We start from the raw sequence: 19,245 nt of genomic DNA on the forward strand, positions 1-19,245 counted from the left end.
TGCTTCAGGGCAATCTGCGTTGTGGCATTACTGCCGAACCGGACGCAGATTGCCTTGAGACATCGGTTTTTGCGTTTCTTTGTCCCGGAATGACTTCCAACGGCAAACGCCGGAAGCACGGAGGGCGTATTGTGCTGGAAACTATCGTAACGGCCCTGTTGCCGATTATCGTCACCTTGATGCTTGGTTTCTTTGCCGGCTGGAAACATAATTTCACCCAGCAACAAGCCGGTGTCCTCAACAGCATGGTCATGCTTTATGCGCTGCCCCTGCTGCTGTTTGCGGGGATATTGAGCACGCCGCTGGCGGAAGTCACCGGCAATATCGCGCTGTTCGTCTGGACGGCGATCGGCATGATCGGCGGCCTCGTCATCGTTTTTGCGGTTTCGATGTTCGTCTTCCGGTCATCGTCCGGCGTCGCGGCCTTGCGGGCTATCGCCATTGCCGGTCCCGCGGTTCCGTTCGTCGGCACGCCGGTACTCGGTGTGCTGTTTCCCGGCGATGCCGATCTCGTCATCGCGGTCAGCAGCCTGTTGATGAATCTCGTGCAGGTGCCGCTGGCGCTGATCTTCCTCGTTGGTGCAAGCCAAACCGCTGGCAGCCCTGTAACTGCCGGCGCTGCAACTGCAAAACCCGCGACCAGCGGCCTCGCGACTGCGCTGCACGCTGTGGTGAACGCGGTGCGTCAGCCGGTGGTGTGGGCGCCGGTGCTGGCGTTCGTGCTGCTGCTTGTCGGCCTCGACATGCCGCATTACCTCAAGGGCTCGTTCACGCTGCTGGGTCAGGCAACGGGCGGCGTGGCGCTGTTCGCGGTGGGTATCGTGCTGTTCTCGCAGAAGGTCAGCGTATCCATCCCCGTGGTCATCAACGTTGCGGCGAAGAATATCGTGCTGCCGGCCATCATCCTGCTGGGCATGCGCGCGTTCGGAATATCCGCCACCGAAACCTCGCTGGTGGTGGTGACATTGGCTATTCCCACGGCCTCGATCGCCGTGATCTTTGCGGTGCAGTACGCAACCGCTCAGAAGGAAATGGCCTCGACGCTGTTCTGGAGCACCATTCTCTCGGTTATCACGATGGGCGGCTTCATCTGGATCACCGGCTAAAGTGCCTTGAACGCAAACGGCCTGAAACGGCGCATCCACCGATGCGCCGTTTTTGCGTCAGGTCAGGTCGCTCTCGCGTATCGATAGCAATGCACCGATAAAGAAACACAGGGCGCCGATAAGCAGGTTGATGGTCGATGCCATCGTCACCCACGACGGAGTCGTGCCATCCGGCACGTAGGCGAGGATGGATGACACCATGAACGTAACACAGCCGACGAGGTTGATGAACACGATCCACCACGAGAGATCCTTCGGCTCCCAGCTCCAGTAGCGATGCCCGCATTCGATGAAGGCAAGATAGCCGGAAGCAAGAAAGAGCACCGAACCGACCATGCCCGGTGTCCACACAGCCAGATCCTGCGCCACCCAGTTGGCTGACGTAACCAGCGGATCGAACGTGTTGAAATTGAACGCAATCGTGCCGAGGAACTGGGTGAACGTGCTGAGCCAGCCGGCGTTGCGTGGATGCCACCCGATGAATGAAATATGCGGCGGGGCTGTTGGCTGGGCCGCGACGTTGAACGAGCCCGCATTCGCAGCCTGAAAGTGCTGCAGGTAACCCGCCGTCGTGAACGGGATCGACCCGGCGAAGAAGACGACGTTGGTCCAGAACGCGGACGGCTGCCACGGCGATGCCGGGATGAGGCTCATCACGCAGCCCAGCATGAAGAGGAAAGACCCGAGCGCGAATGTTGCGCCAACGGTCTGGTTATAAAACTTGCTGCGCCAGAACGGCTGCTGCGTATCGCCAAGTGCACGCGCCGCAAGGTTCAGGCCTTTGCGGTGCTGGCGCGACAGCCACAGAATGTGCTGGCCAGCGAGCGTATAGCTGCGAAACGTGATGAAGGGCCACGGCCCTCCGACCTTGATGGGAAGCAGCTCTTTCAGGTAGGGCAGGTTGATAATCATGCAGGCTCCTGCCTCGCAGGAGAGCCGGTGGAGCGGTTGATGTCAAACAACCCGCTCCGCCTCAAGACTCTCCGCCGACGGTGTATCCCACCGTCTGGAGCGTTTCCGCGTTTCAATGGAAACGCGGAGACCTCATTCATGTCAGGCTTTCAGCGCGGCAGTGGCGTCAGCCGTGGTGCCATTCAGATCCTGTAGGGACACGAATGACGGTGCGGTGTTCGATGCCAGTGCGCCCAGATCGATGGCGGCGTAGTTCAGGCTGCCGTAGCCGCGAACATGGAACAGCTTCCGATCCAGGTCGGACAAGCTCGTCCAGCTCGTGAACTCGGTTGCATATGGCGTCGAGGTGTCGGCTTGCAGGCCTTTGACTTCCAGATTCGCGGTCTCGCTTTCCGGATAGTCGATGGACACGCCGCGCGCGCGGTCGAAGTTGTTCATGATGTGCCCGACCGTCAGGATGGCGAGGTCCGGCGTTGCCGCTTTTTCGGTGAAATGGGCGTAATAGACAGCGCGCACGAAGCGGCCTACCGAGGTGTTCGATGCAGGCAGGCCCTGCGTGGCGATGCCGGAATCCGGCTGCGACGCGTTGTAGGAGCCGAACGTGGCCGTCGACTTATCGACATTGCTCAGGAACGTGTAGTTGTTGAGGTTGGTCAGATGCCAGTCGAACCGCGGACCGTTGGTCATGACGCCGACAGGGTTATCGTAAAGCCTCATCTGGCCGTTATCGAATTCGATCACCAGCGCCGCGCCGCTCTGGTCATGGGCGACGTAATGGAACGGCGAAACAACCCCGCCGAGGATCGCGAGCGGCTGAAGCAGCACAGGCTGCTGTTCGAGCGCGGTCTTCACAGCGGCGACGGAGTCGAACTGGCTGAGAACCCAGCTTCCGAGATCGGAAGCGGAAAGCACGGCTTTGGTCGCTTCGACAGCAGTCTGCTGGCCCGCCGCAGCCGGATAGGACAGCAGGCTGAAGGTCAGCCCCTTGTCGTTCAGCCCTTCCAGCACCTTAAGATCGCCAATGCCCACCGGCGCGTCGGCCGTGGGCAGACGGTCCGTCATGGTGATGGCGACGAACGCGTGCTGCGCCTCGTAATCCAGCGCGGCGTTCGTGTTGGTCTTGGACGAGAACTTGAACCCGGCCGGAATGTGCGCAACCTGATAAGGCAGGCTGACGGTCAATTCGAGGGTGCGGCCGAAATAGGGCTTCCCGGCGGCGTCCTTGTAAATGAGTGAGGTACACATATCGGCAATTCTCCGCGTGCTGGTGTCTGATGAGGGACGCGCTGCCGCGCCGGTATCCTCAATGGGTGTGGGTGTCTCCCGCTCCCGCCAGCCGGCGGCATTGCAAGACCCGGACATGAAGAACGGCATCAATTGAAAGCCGCCCGAAAGTTGGTTCGTTATTTCGTCCGACATGTCGAAACGCAGATTTCCTGCCGGAAAAGAAATATCATAAAGCAGAGGAGAGCATATCATTATGCCATTGCAACAACAAGCAAAGCAAATGGGACAAATTCCCTCAGTAACAAGAACATCAGGATGCCGGACATTTTGATGAATTCAAAAAGCCCGACGTAAACTTTTATTCAGCTTCATCTCCCGGCAATGCCGACGGCAGCTTCCTGCGATGTCATGCTGCCGAGCATGAACGCCAGATTGGCCGCCGCCACGAGCGATGCCGCGTAAGCATCCGACTGCGCCTGCCGGGCCGTCAGAAGGCCGGTGTCGGCGGCGGTCGCGACCGTGATGTCGCCCACACCGGCGCTATAGGATTCCAGTGCCGCGTCGTAGGTGACGGCTGCCGCCGACGCCAGCGCCGAGGCGGCGCGATAGGAGGCGAGGGCCGAACGCAGCGTGTTGACGCTGACGACAATCTCGCGCGCGGCGTCGTTCAGCGTCTGGTGATGCGTTGTCTGCGCCACCTGCGCCACGGACTGGGCATTCTTCAATTGTGCCGCGCGCAGCCCGCCATCGAACAGCGGCATGGTTGCGCCAATCATGAAGCCCGATGCCGATGCCTGCTGCCCGAGGGTGGGCAGGCCGGACGCGCTGAGGTGTGTGCTGCCATCCGCCGCCACGGCGCCCAGGAAAACCTTGGGCATGAACTCTGCTTCCGCTGCCTTGATGCCGGACTGGCTGGCTTTCGCCGCCGCAAGGCTTGCCAGCACATCCGGTCGCCGCGCCAGAGCGGCCGAAATCAGGCGCTCCGTCGGTGCGCCGACATCCGCCGGCAACTTGCGGCCGGTGATCGGTTTGATGCGGATGGTCGTCGTCGGCGGAATACCGGCCGAAGCCAACAGCGCCTGATATGCATCCTGCGCCTGTCCTTCGGCCTGCACCATGCCGAACCGCGCCTGCGCGACGGCCTGCCGTGCCTGCGCAAGCTCAACCGTGTTGCCGATGCCCTTCTGAACGCGCGCATCGGCGGCGGCGAGGATTTTCTGGCTGTTGGCGAGGTTCTGCCGGCTGATGCTGACACGGTTCTGCGCCGCGCCGTAAACGTAATACGTGCGCGTCACATCGAAGATGATCTTCTGGTGGATGCCGTTGAACAAAATGTTCGCCGCCGTCGAATTGTGCTTCGCGGCTTCATGCAATGCGCTGCGCTGGCCGAAATCGAACACCAGCCATTGCAGCGCAATTTGCGGAGATACGCCGCTGATCGTCGTCGTTTCGGTATCGCGCCCCAGGATCGGCACGGGCAGAGCATTGTTCACCCATTGCTTGCCACCGATGACGTTCGCGGTAATCAACGGCAGATAGGTCGCCTCCACCATGCCTGCGGCCAGCGCTGCCTGCCGTGCCGTTTGCCATGCAACCTGCGTCGTCGGGTTATGGCTCTGGGCGATGTCGATCAGCTCCGCGAGGCCGTAGGCGCGCGTTGTGTTGATGTCGGACGAGGCCTTCAACGCCGTGACGGAAGGGTCCGCGGGAACGGAAAAGTCAGGGCTGCTACCCGCATAGGCGCTTGCGCCGGCCTGCGCTTCACTGGTGCGGGGCTTCCATGGTTGCGACGGATCCGCAGGTGCGTTCTCCAGCATCGCGGAAGTGCATCCTGCCAGCAGACCGGCGACGGCAACCGTTGCGGCGAAAGTCGACGGCGCTTTCTTGCCGTGCCTCGTGTAGCGCAGGCTGGAGGTGAGCCGTTGCATCATGCCTGCACTCCTGCCGCGAGCCGTTCGATCCGCGTTACGCGAGAGCCGATGTCACCGCTGGTATCCGTCTCCGTTGCGGGGGAAACGCCGGGGTGCCGCGCGCCGGACTGGATGAGCGTTGCCACCTGCCGCAGCCGCTCGGGAATGGCATCGGCATCTTGGGTATCGACACCTTCAGCATGGGCCGGCTGATCCGAAAACATCAAGGTGCGTGACAAGGCGCGCATTTCATCCGTCAGGGCTTCGAGTTCCACAACACGCGCTCTGTCGGGGCGCTGGGAGGCCGGCTCGAAGGGCAGCAGCAGGAGTTGCTCCCGGGCTTGCCCGGCTTGCGTTTCGACGATTTCCGCTTCCGCCAGCGCATCGATGCGTTGCTGGGCAGGCATGGCGGCCATCCGCGACAGCGCCAGTAGCGCATCGGACAGGTGAGAGCGCACGGCGGTTGCCGCGCTCTTGGGCCAGAAGCTGGTGAAGTAAATGTAGACCACGAGGTTGCCGAGCAGGATACCCACGATGCGATCCCAGCCGGAACTCATGCTGTAACTTGGGCTGAAGCCGTTCAGAATGGTGAGGAGGAAGGCCAAACCGATCTGCACGCCGCCATAGGAAATGATCTCGCTGCCGGTGGACACCCACGCCGCGACGAGGATGGCCAGAAACACCAGCACCATCAGGCCGCCCACGGATTCAAGGTGCGGAATGATGAACAGGATGGAGCCAAAGCCCATGGCCGCGCCGATGAGGCAGCCGCAGATGCGCTGCGTCAGCTTGTGCACGGTTTCCGCCGTGGTGCCCAGCGCCGCGACGTAGCAGGTGATCATGGCCGTATGGATGCCCTGCCATCCGATGAGGGAGTAGATCAGGTAGCAGGTGACCGCCGCCGCCGTGGTTTTCAGGGCATAGAGCTGATAATCCGGGTTCGTCAGCGCATCGGGCGCAAAGAACGGCTGCTTCAGCGGCTGCGCGCCGCTACCGCCGTTATCACGCACGAAACCGGACAGGGACGCATAGATCGTGTCCAGCGCGGTGGAGCCGGTCGCGCCATTCTGCGCTACGCCTTCCGTCTGCACGCCTTGCGGCCGTTTGCCCGCGCGCACTGCCTCCGCCCCGGCGCGGCAGGCGTTGGCCAGTTTCTCCCGCACATCCGCAGCCAGCCCGACCGGCTGCGCCGCAACGGCCAGCATCAGGCGATAACTGTTCATGGCCGCGCCCAGCAGCCAGGTCACCGTGGCGCCTGGAGCGGTGTTGAAAAGTCGTGCCAACATGGCCTGCTGGCCGGTATCGGCATTGCCCTCGCCCAGCGGATCGCGCAGCGAACCGCCGTCGCCGCTCTCAAGCGACTTTGCGGATGCATCGAGCCTGTCAGCGACGGTGTCCCGCATCAGCCTGTTCGGCGAGGTGCCGAAGATCAGATAGAACACGATCATCAGCGCCATCGGCATGCAGGCCATCTGCCAGGCGTAGATCAGCGCGCGGGTCACGATTTCGCCTGCCGGCACGTCATCGACGAGGGTCAGGATGAAGGCCACCACCAGCGCGACGATCGAGCCCTGTTCGCCAAGCTGCGATGCCGCGCCGAGAAACACGAAGGCGAACGATATACCGGCGATCACGGCAATGCGCAGCAGGGCGGATTCCGCCGTCCATTCGATCAGCGAACCAATGGTCAGCACGACGATGCTGGACAGCACGATCACGCCCAGCGCCTGCCCTACGCACTGGGCGGCGTTCGGGCGCGCGAGAAAGATGATCAGATAGCAGCCGATGGCGGATTCCGGCACGTGATACATCATGGCGACGCCCGCCGCGAGCGCGCACATCAGCGCGACCCGCCATGTCAGCGCGAAGCGCCCGGGCGTGCGCACGAACAGATCGTGCCAGACCTTCTGCCCTATGGCCCCCCAGGGCCCCGGATCAGCAGCGCGTTCCATGATGCACAGTCACCGTGATGGACGCGCCGGCGCGCATCAGGTTTTCCGGCGGATCGAGCAGACGTATCCGCACCGGGAAGCGCTGGGCGACGCGCACCCAGTCGAGATTCTTCGGCACCAGCGGCATGATGCGCGGCAGGTTGATGACATCTTCGGACGCCACGCCCCAGCCGATGCTTTCAACGACACCGCGCACAGGCGTCGCGGGGTCGGCAAGAACGTAAACCGACGCGCAATCCCCCACCGAGATCGAGGGGATGCGCGTTTCCACAAAGTTCGCTGATGCATACCAGGCGCCGGTGTCGATCAATGAAAACAGCGATTGCCCCGTGATGGCATAAGCGCCCACGGTGGGCACCGTTCCCGCCACCCGGCCGGAGAAGGGGGCGCGAATGACGGCATCCGCAAGCGCCCGCTCGGCGATGGCAAGCGCCGCCTTGCGCGCCTCGACAAGCGCCGTTGCGGCAGCGGCATTGCTGACGAGTGCGTTTGCCGCCTCAAGCTGATGCCGCGCCTGCCGCAGGCTCACCTCGGCGTCGTGTTTGAGCGTGGCGGCATCATCCACCTGCTGCGCACTGACGTAACCCTTGGGCCGCAAGGCCTGCAGCCGCTCCAGCGTATGCGTGGCAAGTTGCAGGTTGACCTCGGCGCGTTTCACCTGCTCCTGCGCGATAACGGCATTGGAGCGTTCGGCGGATACCGTGCGCTCGCTGTCCGCCAGCGCGGCTTCGGCGATTTTCAGGTCAGCGGCGGTCTGCTCCACTACCAGCCGGAAGGGCAGGGGATCAAGCTCGGCCAGCACCTGGCCTTTTTCCACGTAGCCGTTTTCCTCCACGCCGACCTTGACGATGCGTCCGGGGAGGGCAAAAGCGACGTTGACGACATTGGCGGTGATCACCGCATCCTGCGACAGCGGATTCATGTCGGCGTTATGCACGTAACGCCAGCCGAAATAGACGGCGGAAACCACGGCGGCGATGGCGATGACCACGGCGATGGTGCGCATCACCGGCGAGGGCTTGTGGGTAATATCCACGCCTTATCTCCCGAAGCCGATGATGGACGCGATAAAGCCGAGAGAGGCGGCGATGCAGACATAGATGAGCAGCCGGAACGGCATGGCGTCGTCGATGCCAGCGGCGACGAAGACGATCCGCACCAGCACGGCCCCGACGATGCCCGCCAGCGTGCAGGCCAGCCATGAGGGGAAATAGGCGCCGAAAAACTCGATCGAGGGGCTGGAAGTTGCAACGCAGCCCCCCAGCCCGATAGCCAGGGGCGCCAGCGCGGCAACCATAAACGCAGATATGCGGCCTGCCAGCCCCACGCGTGGCTTGATCCTCATTCGCGTCCTACCCCGCGCCTCACCCTGTTGAAAGAACTGGTTAACAGAGGCTTGTGACAAACGCAACGCCCGGAAGATCAGTATCAAAAGCGATATGTCATGCCGACAACAGGGCCTGAAAATGTCGTTTCGAAAACGTGGCCGGAGGAATTATAATCTACCGAAAGTGCCTTGTATCCGATGGAGCCGGAAATATTGTCGGTGAAGGCGTAGTTGACTGTCGCCAGAACCTGCCACGTCAATTGCGAGCCGGCATCGAAGCCGCCGATATCTGCCTGCCCCAGGAGCGACAACTTGTCGGTGAGGTGGACAAAGGCCCGTGCGCCGATCAGCGGATCAACCCAGCCGAAGTCCTCTCCATAGGAGATGGAGAAGCCATCATATTTGACCGTGGCCGTATTCGACAGCCGCCACCAGCGCCCGCCAGCCATCAGGTCGAGAGAGGCTTTGGGGGTGTCGTAAACGCGGTATCCGGCCTGAAGCGTGGCGGAAAACATGGTGCTGTCCACGCCCGCGCTCAATCCCGGCGTCGGCCCGATGCGCGGCAGCGCCCCGATCGAGCGCGCATCGTCGGTGTCGACATACATCGCGTCGACGGAGAGCACGAATCGGTCGTATCGCGCCCAGAAATTGACGAAGCCGCCGAACTTCAGATCGTCCATCACATCGTTGAAGGACTTGTTCACCTTGATGGATGGCCCGCGGCGAAAGGGCGATATGTCGCCGCGCAGGCCGGTCGCCCATGCATAGGGCGATATCTGCACCGTCCAGCGCGAGGCGGTGTCAGCGGAGGCGGGCTGTTGCGCCCGAGCAGCACCCGTGCCGGAAATCATGGCAAGAGCAATGATGAAAACCAGTGAGGCAATATGATTTTTCATGACCTAAATACTTTCTATTCGAATATGCTTAGCCAAGTATTTTATATTTAAGCATTTTATATTTAAGTATTTTCTACTCAGGTGCTTCCTAGACGAGCGTGTTCTTGAATATGGTGCCCGCCTTCATGATGAGGTTCATGCGGTTGTCCGGATCGCCGATGATGCTGATGTCTTCCAGCGGGTTGCCATCCACCACGAGCAGGTCGGCATGGGCGTCTTCGGCAACGACGCCGAGCTTGCCGGGATAGGGGTTGCGCTCGCCCGACAGTGCAAGCAGTTCGCCGTTCTGGCTCGTCACGAGGCGCAACACGTCGATGTTCGGCATCCAGCGCCCCAGCTTGGCGATCTGCCGACCCTGCGAGCGCGTGCCGGCGGGATTGAACAGAATGTCCGTGCCGATGGCAGTCTTGACGTTGAACCGCCGGAAAAGCTCGAACGACCGGATGGTGCCCTCCGAGATTTCCCTTTGCTGCGCCTGTTGCAGTGGCGTGGCCTTGGGATTCGAGTCCTCGTCGGCGAGGAATGGTTGCAGGCTCCACCATGCGCCGGCATCCGCCATGCGCTTCACCGCCTCTTCGTCGGCAAGCTGTCCATGCTCGATGCTGCGAACACCGCAGGCCAGAGCACGCTCGATGCCGGCGGAGGTGTAGACGTGCGCGCAAACATACGTGCCCCAGTCGTTTGCCGCGTCGACAGCGGCCTTGATCTCTGGAGCCGTGAACTGGATGGAGTCGAGCGGATCGTACATCGATGACACGCCGCCGCCGACCATCACCTTGATCTGGCTGGCGCCCAGCAGCAATTGCTCGCGCGTGCGCTTGAGCACCTCCGGTATGCCGTCAGCGATGATCGTGACGCCTTCCTTCTCTGCCGGGCTGAGGGGAGACATCGGCGTGCTCGGAATCTGGTTGCGGAAGCGGAAGTCGCCGTGACCGGCGGTTTGCGAAATCATCGCCCCGGAAGGATAGATGCGCGGCCCCGGGAAGCGGTCTTCGTCGATGGCCTTTTTCAGCGCGAAAGCAGGGCCGCCGGCGTCCCGCACGCTGGTAAAACCGCGCAGCAGGGTGCGTCCGGCTTCCTGGGTGGCCAGCAGGTGGATGTAGGGGGCATCCGCCGTCATCGCGAGCGCCTGCGGCACCGCCGCCATGAACGTGTGCCAGTGCGCATCGATAAGGCCAGGCATTACCACCTTGCCGGTGCAATCGATGACCTGCGCATTCTCAACGGCTTGCCCGCGCGGCACCAGAGCCTTGATGCGCCCGGCCTCGACGACGATGTCGCGGCCGTCGATGAGGTCGGCGGCAACGCCGTCGAAAATACGGGCGTTGGCCAGAACGATCGGCTTGGGGGCTTCAGCGGCGGCAGGCAGGGCTCGCCCCAGCGCGCCAACGGCGAACGCACCCGCCAGCCCCTTGAGAACTGTGCGCCGGGACAGCGCCTCTTCCACCGTGCAGGTGATGCGCCGCATCTGCGGGCTGTGGCAAAGGCACCCGGCGCCCAGATGCCAGTTGGAGGGTTGCTGGCCGTTCGTCATGATACTTCTCTTGTTCAGGCCCGGCATGGGCCGCATGTCATGGAGGATTCATGCCACGTCGCACTTGTATTATTTTGTACGCATGGCATGTCCGGCAAAAGACAGACGGGATGAGACAGGCTTGACGGGATCATTCGGGCACGCCGGTTATGACGGTGTATCGGTGCATTCTCGCACGCCGACCTTGCCCGAGCGTTTCAACGTTGATCCCATCCGCCGATGCGTTGGCCCGTCTGTGGTTGTTCGATGGGAGCGGGCGGGGTTTCCCCCGCCTGCCGCAGCGTGCGTTCCAGCAGCACTTCATAGATCGGGCGTCCGCCGAGCCAATCCGCGACGATGTTGGCCACCATCGCGGTAATCAGCGTGGGCAGAAGCACGTCGTAGGAGCCTGTCAGCTCCGCGATCAGCACCACGCCGACGAGCGGCGCGCGGATCGTGGACGCAAAAAGACCGCCCATCGCCGCAACGCCCAGCGCCATCACCGCGCCGGGAGGCAACGGCAGCGCAGCCTCCAGAATGAGGCCGTAAAGCAGCCCCATCGCCGTCGCCAGCGCGAGGATCGGCGCGAAGATGCCGCCGGGAACGCCGGTGGAGTAGCTGATCATCGTCATTACGAAGCGGATGAGCACGATCACCGCCACGCTCGTCAGCGCCAGATTGGCTGTCGCCATGGACACCACCAGCGTTTCACCGCCCTTGGTCGCATCCGGATTCAGCACCAGCAGGATGCCGACGGCAAAGCCCGCCAGCGCCGGGAAGATATAGAAGGAGCTGCGGTTGCCGAGCGCGCGGGCGAAATCCATGGATCGCACGAGGCAGCTGTTGAACACAACGCCCGCCACGCCGAGAACGACGCCAAGCCCGACGAAGGCCGGCAGCAAGCCCAGAGGCGTCACCGGCACGTCGATAGCCATGAAAGGCCGCACGCCGGCAAGCTCCTGCGTCACGATGCCGCTCATGACGCAGGCGAACATCACGCCGGTATAGGTCTTGAGCGAGTATGGAAACTGCCGCCGGGTTTCCTCGATCACGAACAGGATCGACGCCAGCGGCGCGCTGAAGGCCGCCGCAAGGCCCGCCGCGCCGCCTGCTGCCAGGAGGGCGTAGCCATCCTTGGTCGGCAGCTTCAGCCATTGCGATGCTGCCTGTGCGATCGATGCGCCAAGATGAATGGTCGGTCCCTCGCGGCCAAGCACCAGCCCGGACGAGAGCGACAAAAAGCCGCCGACGAATTTGACCGGCAGGATGCGCCGCCAGCGGACCTGCCGCAGTCCCACCATCGCGCCTTCGATTTCCTGCACGCCAGAACCGCTAGCCTCCGGTGCGAAGTTGCGCACCAGCCAAACCGACGCAAGCACCATGAGGGCCGAAATGCAGCCGGTCAGCAGCAGGAGCCCGCCGTCCCCGATGGCAACGCCGGCCTGGTCTAGTCCGGACTTCAGGAGCGTTGGCCAGGCCAGCGCCTCGTTGACGCCAAGATGAAGCGCTGTGCCGACAACCCCCGCCAGCGCCCCCACGACGATGGCGGCGAGGAAGAACAGGGCGTCGCTTCGCCGGTTTGGCGAGGTCTCGTTATCGGCACTCAACGGCGGTCTCCCGTGGGCTGGCGGGTCGTGTTGTGCGGGTCCGCGATGCAGGCCCGTCCCTGTATAGTCGGCATTCCCGTCATTGCAGCAACAGCACGATCACGATGCCGCCAATGGTCAGGAGCGTGTTGGACACCGCATAGGGCACCGTATAACCAAGCGCCGGCACCTTGCTGTGGGCCTGGCTCGCTATCATGCCCAGCGACGGCGTGGAAATGCACGCCCCGGCACAACACCCAAGCACCAGCGCATCGTCGAAACGGAAGATATACTTGCCGATGAGAAGCGCGATGATAATGGGAATGGTCGTCACCGCCATGCCCCACAGGAACAGGCTCAAGCCCATCTGCTGGACGCCGGCGACGAAACTCGGCCCGGAGGTGATGCCGATCACGGCAATGAATATGTTGAGGCCGACCACGTTCATGAACCACGTCACCTGTGGCGGAACGTTGCCGAAGGCGGGGTAGACGAAGCGCTGCCACCCTGCGGCGATGCCTGCGATAAGCACACCGCCGGCCATCGACAAGGTGAGCGGCACGCCGGCCACTGTCACGATCGGGATGCCGATCAGCGCGCCCAACGCAATGGCGAGGAATATTGCCGTGACATCGGTCTCGGTGGTGGAAAAGTCCGCCCGCCCGATGACGCCCAGCACCGCGCGAATGCGCTGCGGACGGCCAATCACGGTGAGAACGTCGCCGCGATGGATCTGCGTTTGCGGCAGCACAGGAATATCCGTGCCCGATGCGCCCCGGCGAATACGGACGAGGAAGAGGCCGTGGGTCAGCGGGTCGTGGGCAAGATCCGACAGCGTTTTGCCGTCATAGGCGCGCTTGGTCACGACGACATCCGTGCCACCTGCGGGCACGTCGAGCATCTCGGGATCTTCGACCTCCTCCGAGCCGCGCGAGAACAGCATGCCGAGGGTTCCCCGCGCACCGGCGACGCTGACGGTATCCCCGGCCTGCAACACGGTGTCCTCATGCGCGTCGATCATCTGGTCGGCGCGGCGGATGCGGTCGAAGAACACCCGGGAGTGGGGCAGGCTGTCCTCCACCTGCGCGACGGTCTTGCCCACCTGCGGGGCGTTATCCGAGAGGTGATAGGCGCGGATGATGAAGTGGTGCCACGAGGTATCGGCAGGATCGCCTAACCCGCCCAGGCGGGTTTCGTAACTGCGGCAGGCCGATGGCAGATCGATGCGCAACAGCCGCGGCCCGATCTGGCAGATGATAAAGATCGACCCGACGGTGCCATAGATGTACGTCATGGCGAAAGCGGTCGACAGAGCCCCGACCATGGACCGCGTCTGCTCAAGCGAAAGGCCTAGTCCCTGAATCGTATTGGTGGAGAGGCCGAGCGCGGCGGAAACCGTGGAGGCGCCCGCAAACAGGCCCGAGCCATAGCCCGCATCATAACCTGCCACCCGAGCGACGATATAAGCGGTGGCCACGAAAACCACGCTGACAACCGTTGCGAAAAGCGCCTGCTTGGCACCATCCTGCGCTAACGCGCGCACGAATTGCGGCCCGACGCCGTAACCCACGGCGAACAGGAACAGCAGGAAGAACACCATCGCAAGATCGTGCGACACAGCAATATCAAGTTGGCCGACGAGAATGCCAACCAGCAATGTCGTCGTCACGGAACCGAGGCTGAAGCCGCGATATTCGATTTTTCCGAGCGGATATCCAATAGCCACCGTCAGAAAGACGGCAATTTCCGGATTGCTCCGAAGCGTTGTCAGCATCCAATGCAACATGGACTTGTCTCTCGCAATATCGACTCAGGTCGGCGCCGACCATAGAGGACGAAAATCGCAAATAAAAGTCATGCTCCGCATTGACTGCTTTCAAGCCGGTGTTTTCCCGTATCCTTTGGAAGATCTTCCGATTTTTGCTATAGATCATGCGTATGAACGGATACTGTTTTTCGCTGATCAATACGCAGGAAACCAATGTTTCCTATGCGACGACACCGATGCCGTCGATGCAGCCGCCGCTCATGTTTCGGCGCAACAGCCTGCGTCCGGGGCGGTCTTATCGCGCCGAACGCAGGGTGGGTCGCAATCGGTAATCAGGAGAGGCTGTCCCGGTCAGATCCAGGACAGCAGTTCCTTCGTTTCCACGATCTCGAACTGTTCGTCGCCGACCTTCTCGACCTTGCGGCCGTCGGAAAGGGCATGGGACACCTGCTTCGTGCCGGTGTCATCGACGGTATGAGTCTCGACAACCGTATAGACGACCCCGGTGTCGCCACGGGCGCGCAGGGTCTTGGTGCGGGCGTTTTCGCTCATGAACTTGGCTCCTGAAACTGGTTCCGACACTTTTGGCCGGGCAGGATGGGGCAGGCACGATGCGGCATGTGCCGCCACCCTCACTTGAGAGTGATCGGGCCGATGGGTGCGACATTCGGCAATGTCAGCATGATATCGCCAGCATCGGCGGGCGGCGCGTCGAACTGCGCCTTCCAGTCGCCGACGCGCGGGTTCTTGTCGGGATTGTAGTTGAACTTCAGCTTCAGCTCAGCCGGTGCGGCAACCTTGCCATCGGTGCGATGAAGCGGAAAGCGCTGATCGCCCGCCGACAGGTAAATGACGTTGTCGATGGCGCCGTCATCAAGCTTTTCATAGATCGTCTCGCCCGAGTAACCGGGATAGTCGGTTTCGAAGCGCAGCTCGATCGATACGACGTCGCCTTGCCGGACAGCCTTGCGAACCGTGGCCCAGGCCTTGTCGCTCTGCGTGATCGGCTTCGCGTTATCCAGCGCGAATGCGGGCGTGCAGACCGTGGCAAGCGCCAGAGCGGCGGCGAGAATACGACTATGCTGGAACATCACCAGCCTCCGTTGGTTGCGAAGGGCCGCACGGCAGCCCTTCGCGGATCATGGATGACAGCTGCTTAGTTCTTGGCGTTTTCGCTCTTGGCTTCTTCGTTCTTGGCGTCTTCCTGAATGCCGAAGGCATCCAGCGCACCGCGGAAGATGTCGGTGTTGTCGATGAACACGCGGCTTTCCTCGGGGACGTTGTAGATCGCGAGGCCATCGTCCTTCTTGGCGATCTTCGTGAAGTAATCGGCGCCTGCGCCGTGGGCATAAACCGGCACCAGCTCGCGGGTGTGGTTGTCAGTGTTCCAACGCACCAGCGGCAGTGCGCCTGCACCCTGATTGATGATCGGGCTGTAGGCGACCGTGTTGGAATCCGGACCCTGCAGCAGACCGTTGCCGTGGTCGGTGGTGACGATCACCAGCGTTTCATCCCACGAGCTGTTCTTCTCAACCCACTCCACCACGGTTTCGACGGCTTCGTTGAAATCGATCTGCTCTTCGATCAGGCGCGGCAAGTTGTTAGCGTGTGCGGCCCAGTCGACAGCGCCGCCCTCGACCATAAGGAAGAAGCCCTTGTCGTTCTTTTCAAGAACGTTCAGCGCGGCCTTCGTCATCGTCGGCAGGCTGGGGGTGTTGTCCAGCAGGTTGCCAGCCGTGACGCCCGGGCGGTTGAACTGCAGCGTCGCGATGTTCTGCGCCGTGCCGATCACCTTGGACTTGCCACCGAGGTCATGCTCGCCGGCAGCCAGCTTCTCGAAGTCTTCCTTGGTTTCGATATGGGCGTAGTCGGTCTGGCCGCCGGTCAGGCGCTCCCAGGTTTCCTTGCCGCCAACGAAACGGAAGTCCTTGTCCGTGGGGTTCTCGATACGCGTGCCGTCGCCCTTGAAATAGGGGTGGCCGGTGCCGAACACGACAGTCGCGAGGCCGCTGTCGACAACTTCCTTGCCGAGTGCGGCATAATCGTTGCGGCTGCGGTTGTGCCCAAGGAAGCCGGCGGGGGTTGCGTGCGTCCACTCGACCGAGGTGATGACGCCCAGCGAACGGCCGGAATCGACCACGTATTCGCCGATGTGCTTCAGCTGGGTGTCGTCGTTGGACCAGTTGATGGCGTTGTTGTAGGTCTTGGTGCCGGATGCAAGCGCGGTTGCAGCGGCGGCGCTGTCCGTGAAGTCGGCGCGCGTGTAGTCATAACCGGCAAAGAAGCCGGGGTACGAGCCGAGGTTACCCTCGAATACCGTATCGACCTTCGCGTCGTCCCACAGCTTGGCAGGATCGAAGGTGACGGAGCCTTCGTTGGTTTTCGTGGGCTCGTTGGATGTATTCAGCGGATAGGTCGACGAGAAAATCTGCACGTCGAAGTCGTCGTACGCTTCATGACCAAGCGCACCGTGACGGAAGAAGCTTCCGGCACGCCACGTTTCAATGCCAGCGCCATCGGTAATCAGCAGAATGACGTTCTTGGCCTTGGGTGCCTGCGCGAAAGCTGGCGATACCATGGCCGATGCAAAGCAAAGGCCAACAGCTATTTTCCTGAGAAGGGTCATGACAGGTCTCCGTTAGCGGAAATAAACGGGTTTATTGTCCCCTGCGGGGTGTATCAAAATAACATTGCATTTGAGAGACGGGGCAGGTGTGAAGGCCACTAATCGCGGTGTATTTCTCAGCCCTGAAGCCAGGCGTTGACAGGCCGGAGCACCCTTTGCTAGAAATTGAAACATTATAACATAGCAATTAAGGTTCGTATTATGTCCCATGTGCCGTCCGACAGCCGTCTCCCCGTCACCGTGCTCTCGGGGTTCCTTGGCGCGGGCAAGACCACGCTTCTCAATCACGTGCTGAACAACCGCGAGGGCAAAAAGGTCGCGGTCATCGTCAATGACATGAGCGAAGTCAATATCGACGCTGATCTGGTGCGTGACGGCGGAGCCAATCTCTCCCGCACGGATGAGAAGCTCGTCGAAATGACCAACGGCTGCATTTGCTGCACTCTTCGCGACGACCTTCTCGTCGAAGTGCGCCGCCTGAGCGAGGAGGGGCGTTTCGACTATCTCCTCATCGAGGGCACTGGCATCGCCGAGCCATTGCCGATTGCGGCGACGTTTTCCTTCCGGGATGAAAACGACGACAGCCTGTCAGACATCGCCCGCCTTGACACCATGGTCACGGTCGTCGATGCAGTTAATCTGCTGCGGGATTACACCTCCACCGACTTTCTGAGCGACAGGGGCGAAACGGCCGGCGAAGACGACAACCGCACGCTTGTCGATCTGCATGTCGAGCAGATCGAGTTCGCGGATGTGGTCGTCATCAACAAGAAGTCGGATGTGCCGCCAGAGCAATTGGATCTGGTGCGCAAGGTCGTCATGTCCCTGAACGGCGATGCACGGATTATAGAAGTCGATATCGGGCAGGTGAAGCTCAGCGACATTCTCGATACTGGCCTTTTCAGCGAGGAAAAAGCGCAAGAGCATCCGCTTTGGGTGAAAGAGCTTTACGGATTCAAGGATCACGTACCCGAAACGGAAGAATACGGCATCCAGAGCTTTATCTATAGAGCGCGGCGGCCTTTCCACCCCGAAAAGTTCAACGCCTTCATCAACACGACTTGGCCGGGCCTCATCCGCGCCAAAGGACATTTCTGGCTAGCAACACGCCCCGATTGGGTTGGCGACTTTTCACTGGCCGGCGCATTGGCGCGGGTGTCTCTGATGGGGCGCTGGTGGGCGGCCATCCCGCGCGCCCGCTGGCCCGCCGACGAAGAGTGGCAGGCCGTGATCAAACGGCACTGGAACGATATATGGGGCGACCGTCGGCAGGAAATGGTGTTCATCGGCACGTCCATGGATGAAGCCGCCATCCGCGCCGAACTTGATCGCTGCCTGGTCGCCGACGAGGAAGGCCCCTTCAACGCCGAAGCCTTCAGCAACCTGCCCGACCCATTCCCCCGCTGGGCAACGCAGGGATAAACACAGAGCTGCGGCGGTTGAACCGAAGCAGGTCAACTTGCATCCTGAGTGATATGGAGAAGCACAGCTCCATATCACTCGCTTTCGCCGACGCCGAATGCCGGATGATGACGCACCTTCCCATGTGGCTCGGCATCGTCAAAGGGCAGAACCTGAACCACCTCTGGCGGAAGCCCGGCCAATTCAACCCCGGGAAGTGCCCGGTACCCAAATCGGCCATAATAGGCAGGATCGCCCGCCAGCACCGCCCCTCTGCTGACCGCCCGCAGGCGGCCAAGCGCCTCTGCCATCAAAGCGCTGCCGACTCCCTGACGATGTCTGGCCGGTAAAACGGCAAGCGGACCGATCAGGCTCCAGCCGCTCTGTGTCCCGATCGATGCAGGAGAGGCAGCCAGATAGCCGATGACCTCCCCCTCATCCTCGGCCACGAGCGACAGGCTGAGCGCATCTTGCTCCCGCAATTTCTCGACAATATCCGCCTCTGTTCCAGTCGATTGTGGAAGCACCAAAAACGCTTCGGTGATGATGCGCCCAATCACCGGAATGTCTCGGGGAGTTTCGTTGCGGATCAACATGTAAGATGTACCTCTCTGCTTGAAGAGTTGACCACGAGCAGCGCAACTCCTCTATCGGAAGCATAGCAAGTTCCGCCACCCAAGATTCGGCCAATGCAGAGTCAGGCACGAAGAATGCACATAGGCACGTAATAATAAGGAGATGTCTGATACATAGCCGGTTAAAAGCTCAGGCTATGACGAGGAGCGCGGCGTGATCGTCTCCGCAGTGTCAATTTCAGTCTTGCACTGGGGAAATAGGAAAGGGATCCGTTGCAGATTTGCAGCCGGTAATGAGGAGGAAAGATTGAAGTTCTCAATTCTATACTGAAATGGCGGAGAGAGAGGGATTCGAACCCTCGATACGGTTGCCCGTATACACGCGTTCCAGGCGTGCGCCTTCAACCACTCGGCCACCTCTCCAGATCGCTGTCGTTATGGCAGAT

At 61.5% G+C, this 19,245-nt stretch carries 16 protein-coding genes and 1 tRNA gene; 2 read left to right on the top strand and 15 right to left on the bottom strand.

The window, feature by feature from the left end:
* Positions 1–131: 131 nt before the first annotated feature.
* Positions 132–1,106, top strand: a complete 975-nt coding sequence (locus FHS81_RS01995; protein WP_183750344.1) for an AEC family transporter — start codon at positions 132–134, stop codon at positions 1,104–1,106.
* 57 nt (positions 1,107–1,163) lie between these two features.
* Here the strand turns inward: FHS81_RS01995 and FHS81_RS02000 are convergent, their stop codons facing one another.
* From FHS81_RS02000 to FHS81_RS02060, 13 genes are all read right to left on the bottom strand, one after another.
* The gene (locus tag FHS81_RS02000; protein ID WP_183750345.1) at positions 1,164–2,018 is read right to left on the bottom strand and encodes a hypothetical protein; all 855 of its coding nucleotides are present in this window, start codon (positions 2,016–2,018) and stop codon (positions 1,164–1,166) included.
* Positions 2,019–2,159: 141 nt separating this feature from the next.
* Complete coding sequence (locus FHS81_RS02005) at positions 2,160–3,263, bottom strand: linear amide C-N hydrolase (protein ID WP_183750754.1); 1,104 nt, start codon at positions 3,261–3,263, stop codon at positions 2,160–2,162.
* 350 nt (positions 3,264–3,613) lie between these two features.
* On the bottom strand, positions 3,614–5,176 hold the full coding sequence (locus FHS81_RS02010; RefSeq protein ID WP_246374385.1) for a TolC family protein: 1,563 nt from the start codon (positions 5,174–5,176) through the stop codon (positions 3,614–3,616).
* Positions 5,173–7,107, bottom strand: a complete 1,935-nt coding sequence (locus FHS81_RS02015; protein WP_183750346.1) for an FUSC family protein — start codon at positions 7,105–7,107, stop codon at positions 5,173–5,175. Before FHS81_RS02015 ends, FHS81_RS02010 begins: the two co-directional genes overlap by 4 nt.
* Positions 7,091–8,143, bottom strand: coding sequence for a multidrug transporter subunit MdtN (mdtN, locus tag FHS81_RS02020; protein WP_343052398.1), 1,053 nt, complete (start codon positions 8,141–8,143; stop codon positions 7,091–7,093). The genes FHS81_RS02015 and mdtN overlap by 17 nt, the downstream gene beginning before the upstream one ends.
* Before the next feature lie 3 nt (positions 8,144–8,146).
* On the bottom strand, positions 8,147–8,452 hold the full coding sequence (locus FHS81_RS02025) for a YtcA family lipoprotein (RefSeq protein WP_246374387.1): 306 nt from the start codon (positions 8,450–8,452) through the stop codon (positions 8,147–8,149).
* A gap of 83 nt (positions 8,453–8,535) precedes the next feature.
* The gene (locus FHS81_RS02030; RefSeq protein ID WP_246374389.1) at positions 8,536–9,330 is read right to left on the bottom strand and encodes a DUF481 domain-containing protein; all 795 of its coding nucleotides are present in this window, start codon (positions 9,328–9,330) and stop codon (positions 8,536–8,538) included.
* An 88-nt stretch (positions 9,331–9,418) separates the two neighbouring features.
* A complete protein-coding gene (locus FHS81_RS02035) occupies positions 9,419–10,864 on the bottom strand; it encodes a metal-dependent hydrolase family protein (RefSeq protein WP_183750347.1) in 1,446 nt (481 codons plus the stop codon).
* Between the two features lie 197 nt (positions 10,865–11,061).
* A complete protein-coding gene (gene clcA, locus FHS81_RS02040; RefSeq protein ID WP_183750348.1) occupies positions 11,062–12,450 on the bottom strand; it encodes a H(+)/Cl(-) exchange transporter ClcA in 1,389 nt (462 codons plus the stop codon).
* 79 nt (positions 12,451–12,529) lie between these two features.
* Positions 12,530–14,203, bottom strand: a complete 1,674-nt coding sequence (gene aspT / locus FHS81_RS02045; protein ID WP_246374397.1) for an aspartate-alanine antiporter — start codon at positions 14,201–14,203, stop codon at positions 12,530–12,532.
* A 345-nt stretch (positions 14,204–14,548) separates the two neighbouring features.
* Positions 14,549–14,749 carry a hypothetical protein gene (locus FHS81_RS02050; protein WP_183750350.1) on the bottom strand — a complete coding sequence of 67 codons (201 nt, stop codon included), beginning with the start codon at positions 14,747–14,749 and terminating at the stop codon, positions 14,549–14,551.
* Positions 14,750–14,829: 80 nt separating this feature from the next.
* A complete protein-coding gene (locus FHS81_RS02055) occupies positions 14,830–15,288 on the bottom strand; it encodes a hypothetical protein (RefSeq protein ID WP_183750351.1) in 459 nt (152 codons plus the stop codon).
* Between the two features lie 65 nt (positions 15,289–15,353).
* On the bottom strand, positions 15,354–16,823 hold the full coding sequence (locus FHS81_RS02060) for an alkaline phosphatase (protein WP_183750352.1): 1,470 nt from the start codon (positions 16,821–16,823) through the stop codon (positions 15,354–15,356).
* A gap of 201 nt (positions 16,824–17,024) precedes the next feature.
* Here FHS81_RS02060 and zigA point away from each other — a divergent pair, with 201 nt between their 5' ends.
* Positions 17,025–18,245 carry a zinc metallochaperone GTPase ZigA gene (gene zigA / locus FHS81_RS02065; protein WP_183750353.1) on the top strand — a complete coding sequence of 407 codons (1,221 nt, stop codon included), beginning with the start codon at positions 17,025–17,027 and terminating at the stop codon, positions 18,243–18,245.
* Between the two features lie 74 nt (positions 18,246–18,319).
* Here zigA and FHS81_RS02070 read toward each other — a convergent pair whose 3' ends face one another.
* Both FHS81_RS02070 and FHS81_RS02075 read right to left on the bottom strand, forming a co-directional pair.
* A complete protein-coding gene (locus tag FHS81_RS02070) occupies positions 18,320–18,820 on the bottom strand; it encodes a GNAT family N-acetyltransferase (RefSeq protein WP_183750354.1) in 501 nt (166 codons plus the stop codon).
* Between the two features lie 312 nt (positions 18,821–19,132).
* Positions 19,133–19,222 (bottom strand) — tRNA-Ser (locus tag FHS81_RS02075).
* Positions 19,223–19,245 lie beyond the last annotated feature (23 nt).

The sequence above is a fragment of the Pseudochelatococcus contaminans genome (assembly GCF_014195635.1).
GTDB lineage: Bacteria > Pseudomonadota > Alphaproteobacteria > Rhizobiales > Beijerinckiaceae > Pseudochelatococcus > Pseudochelatococcus contaminans.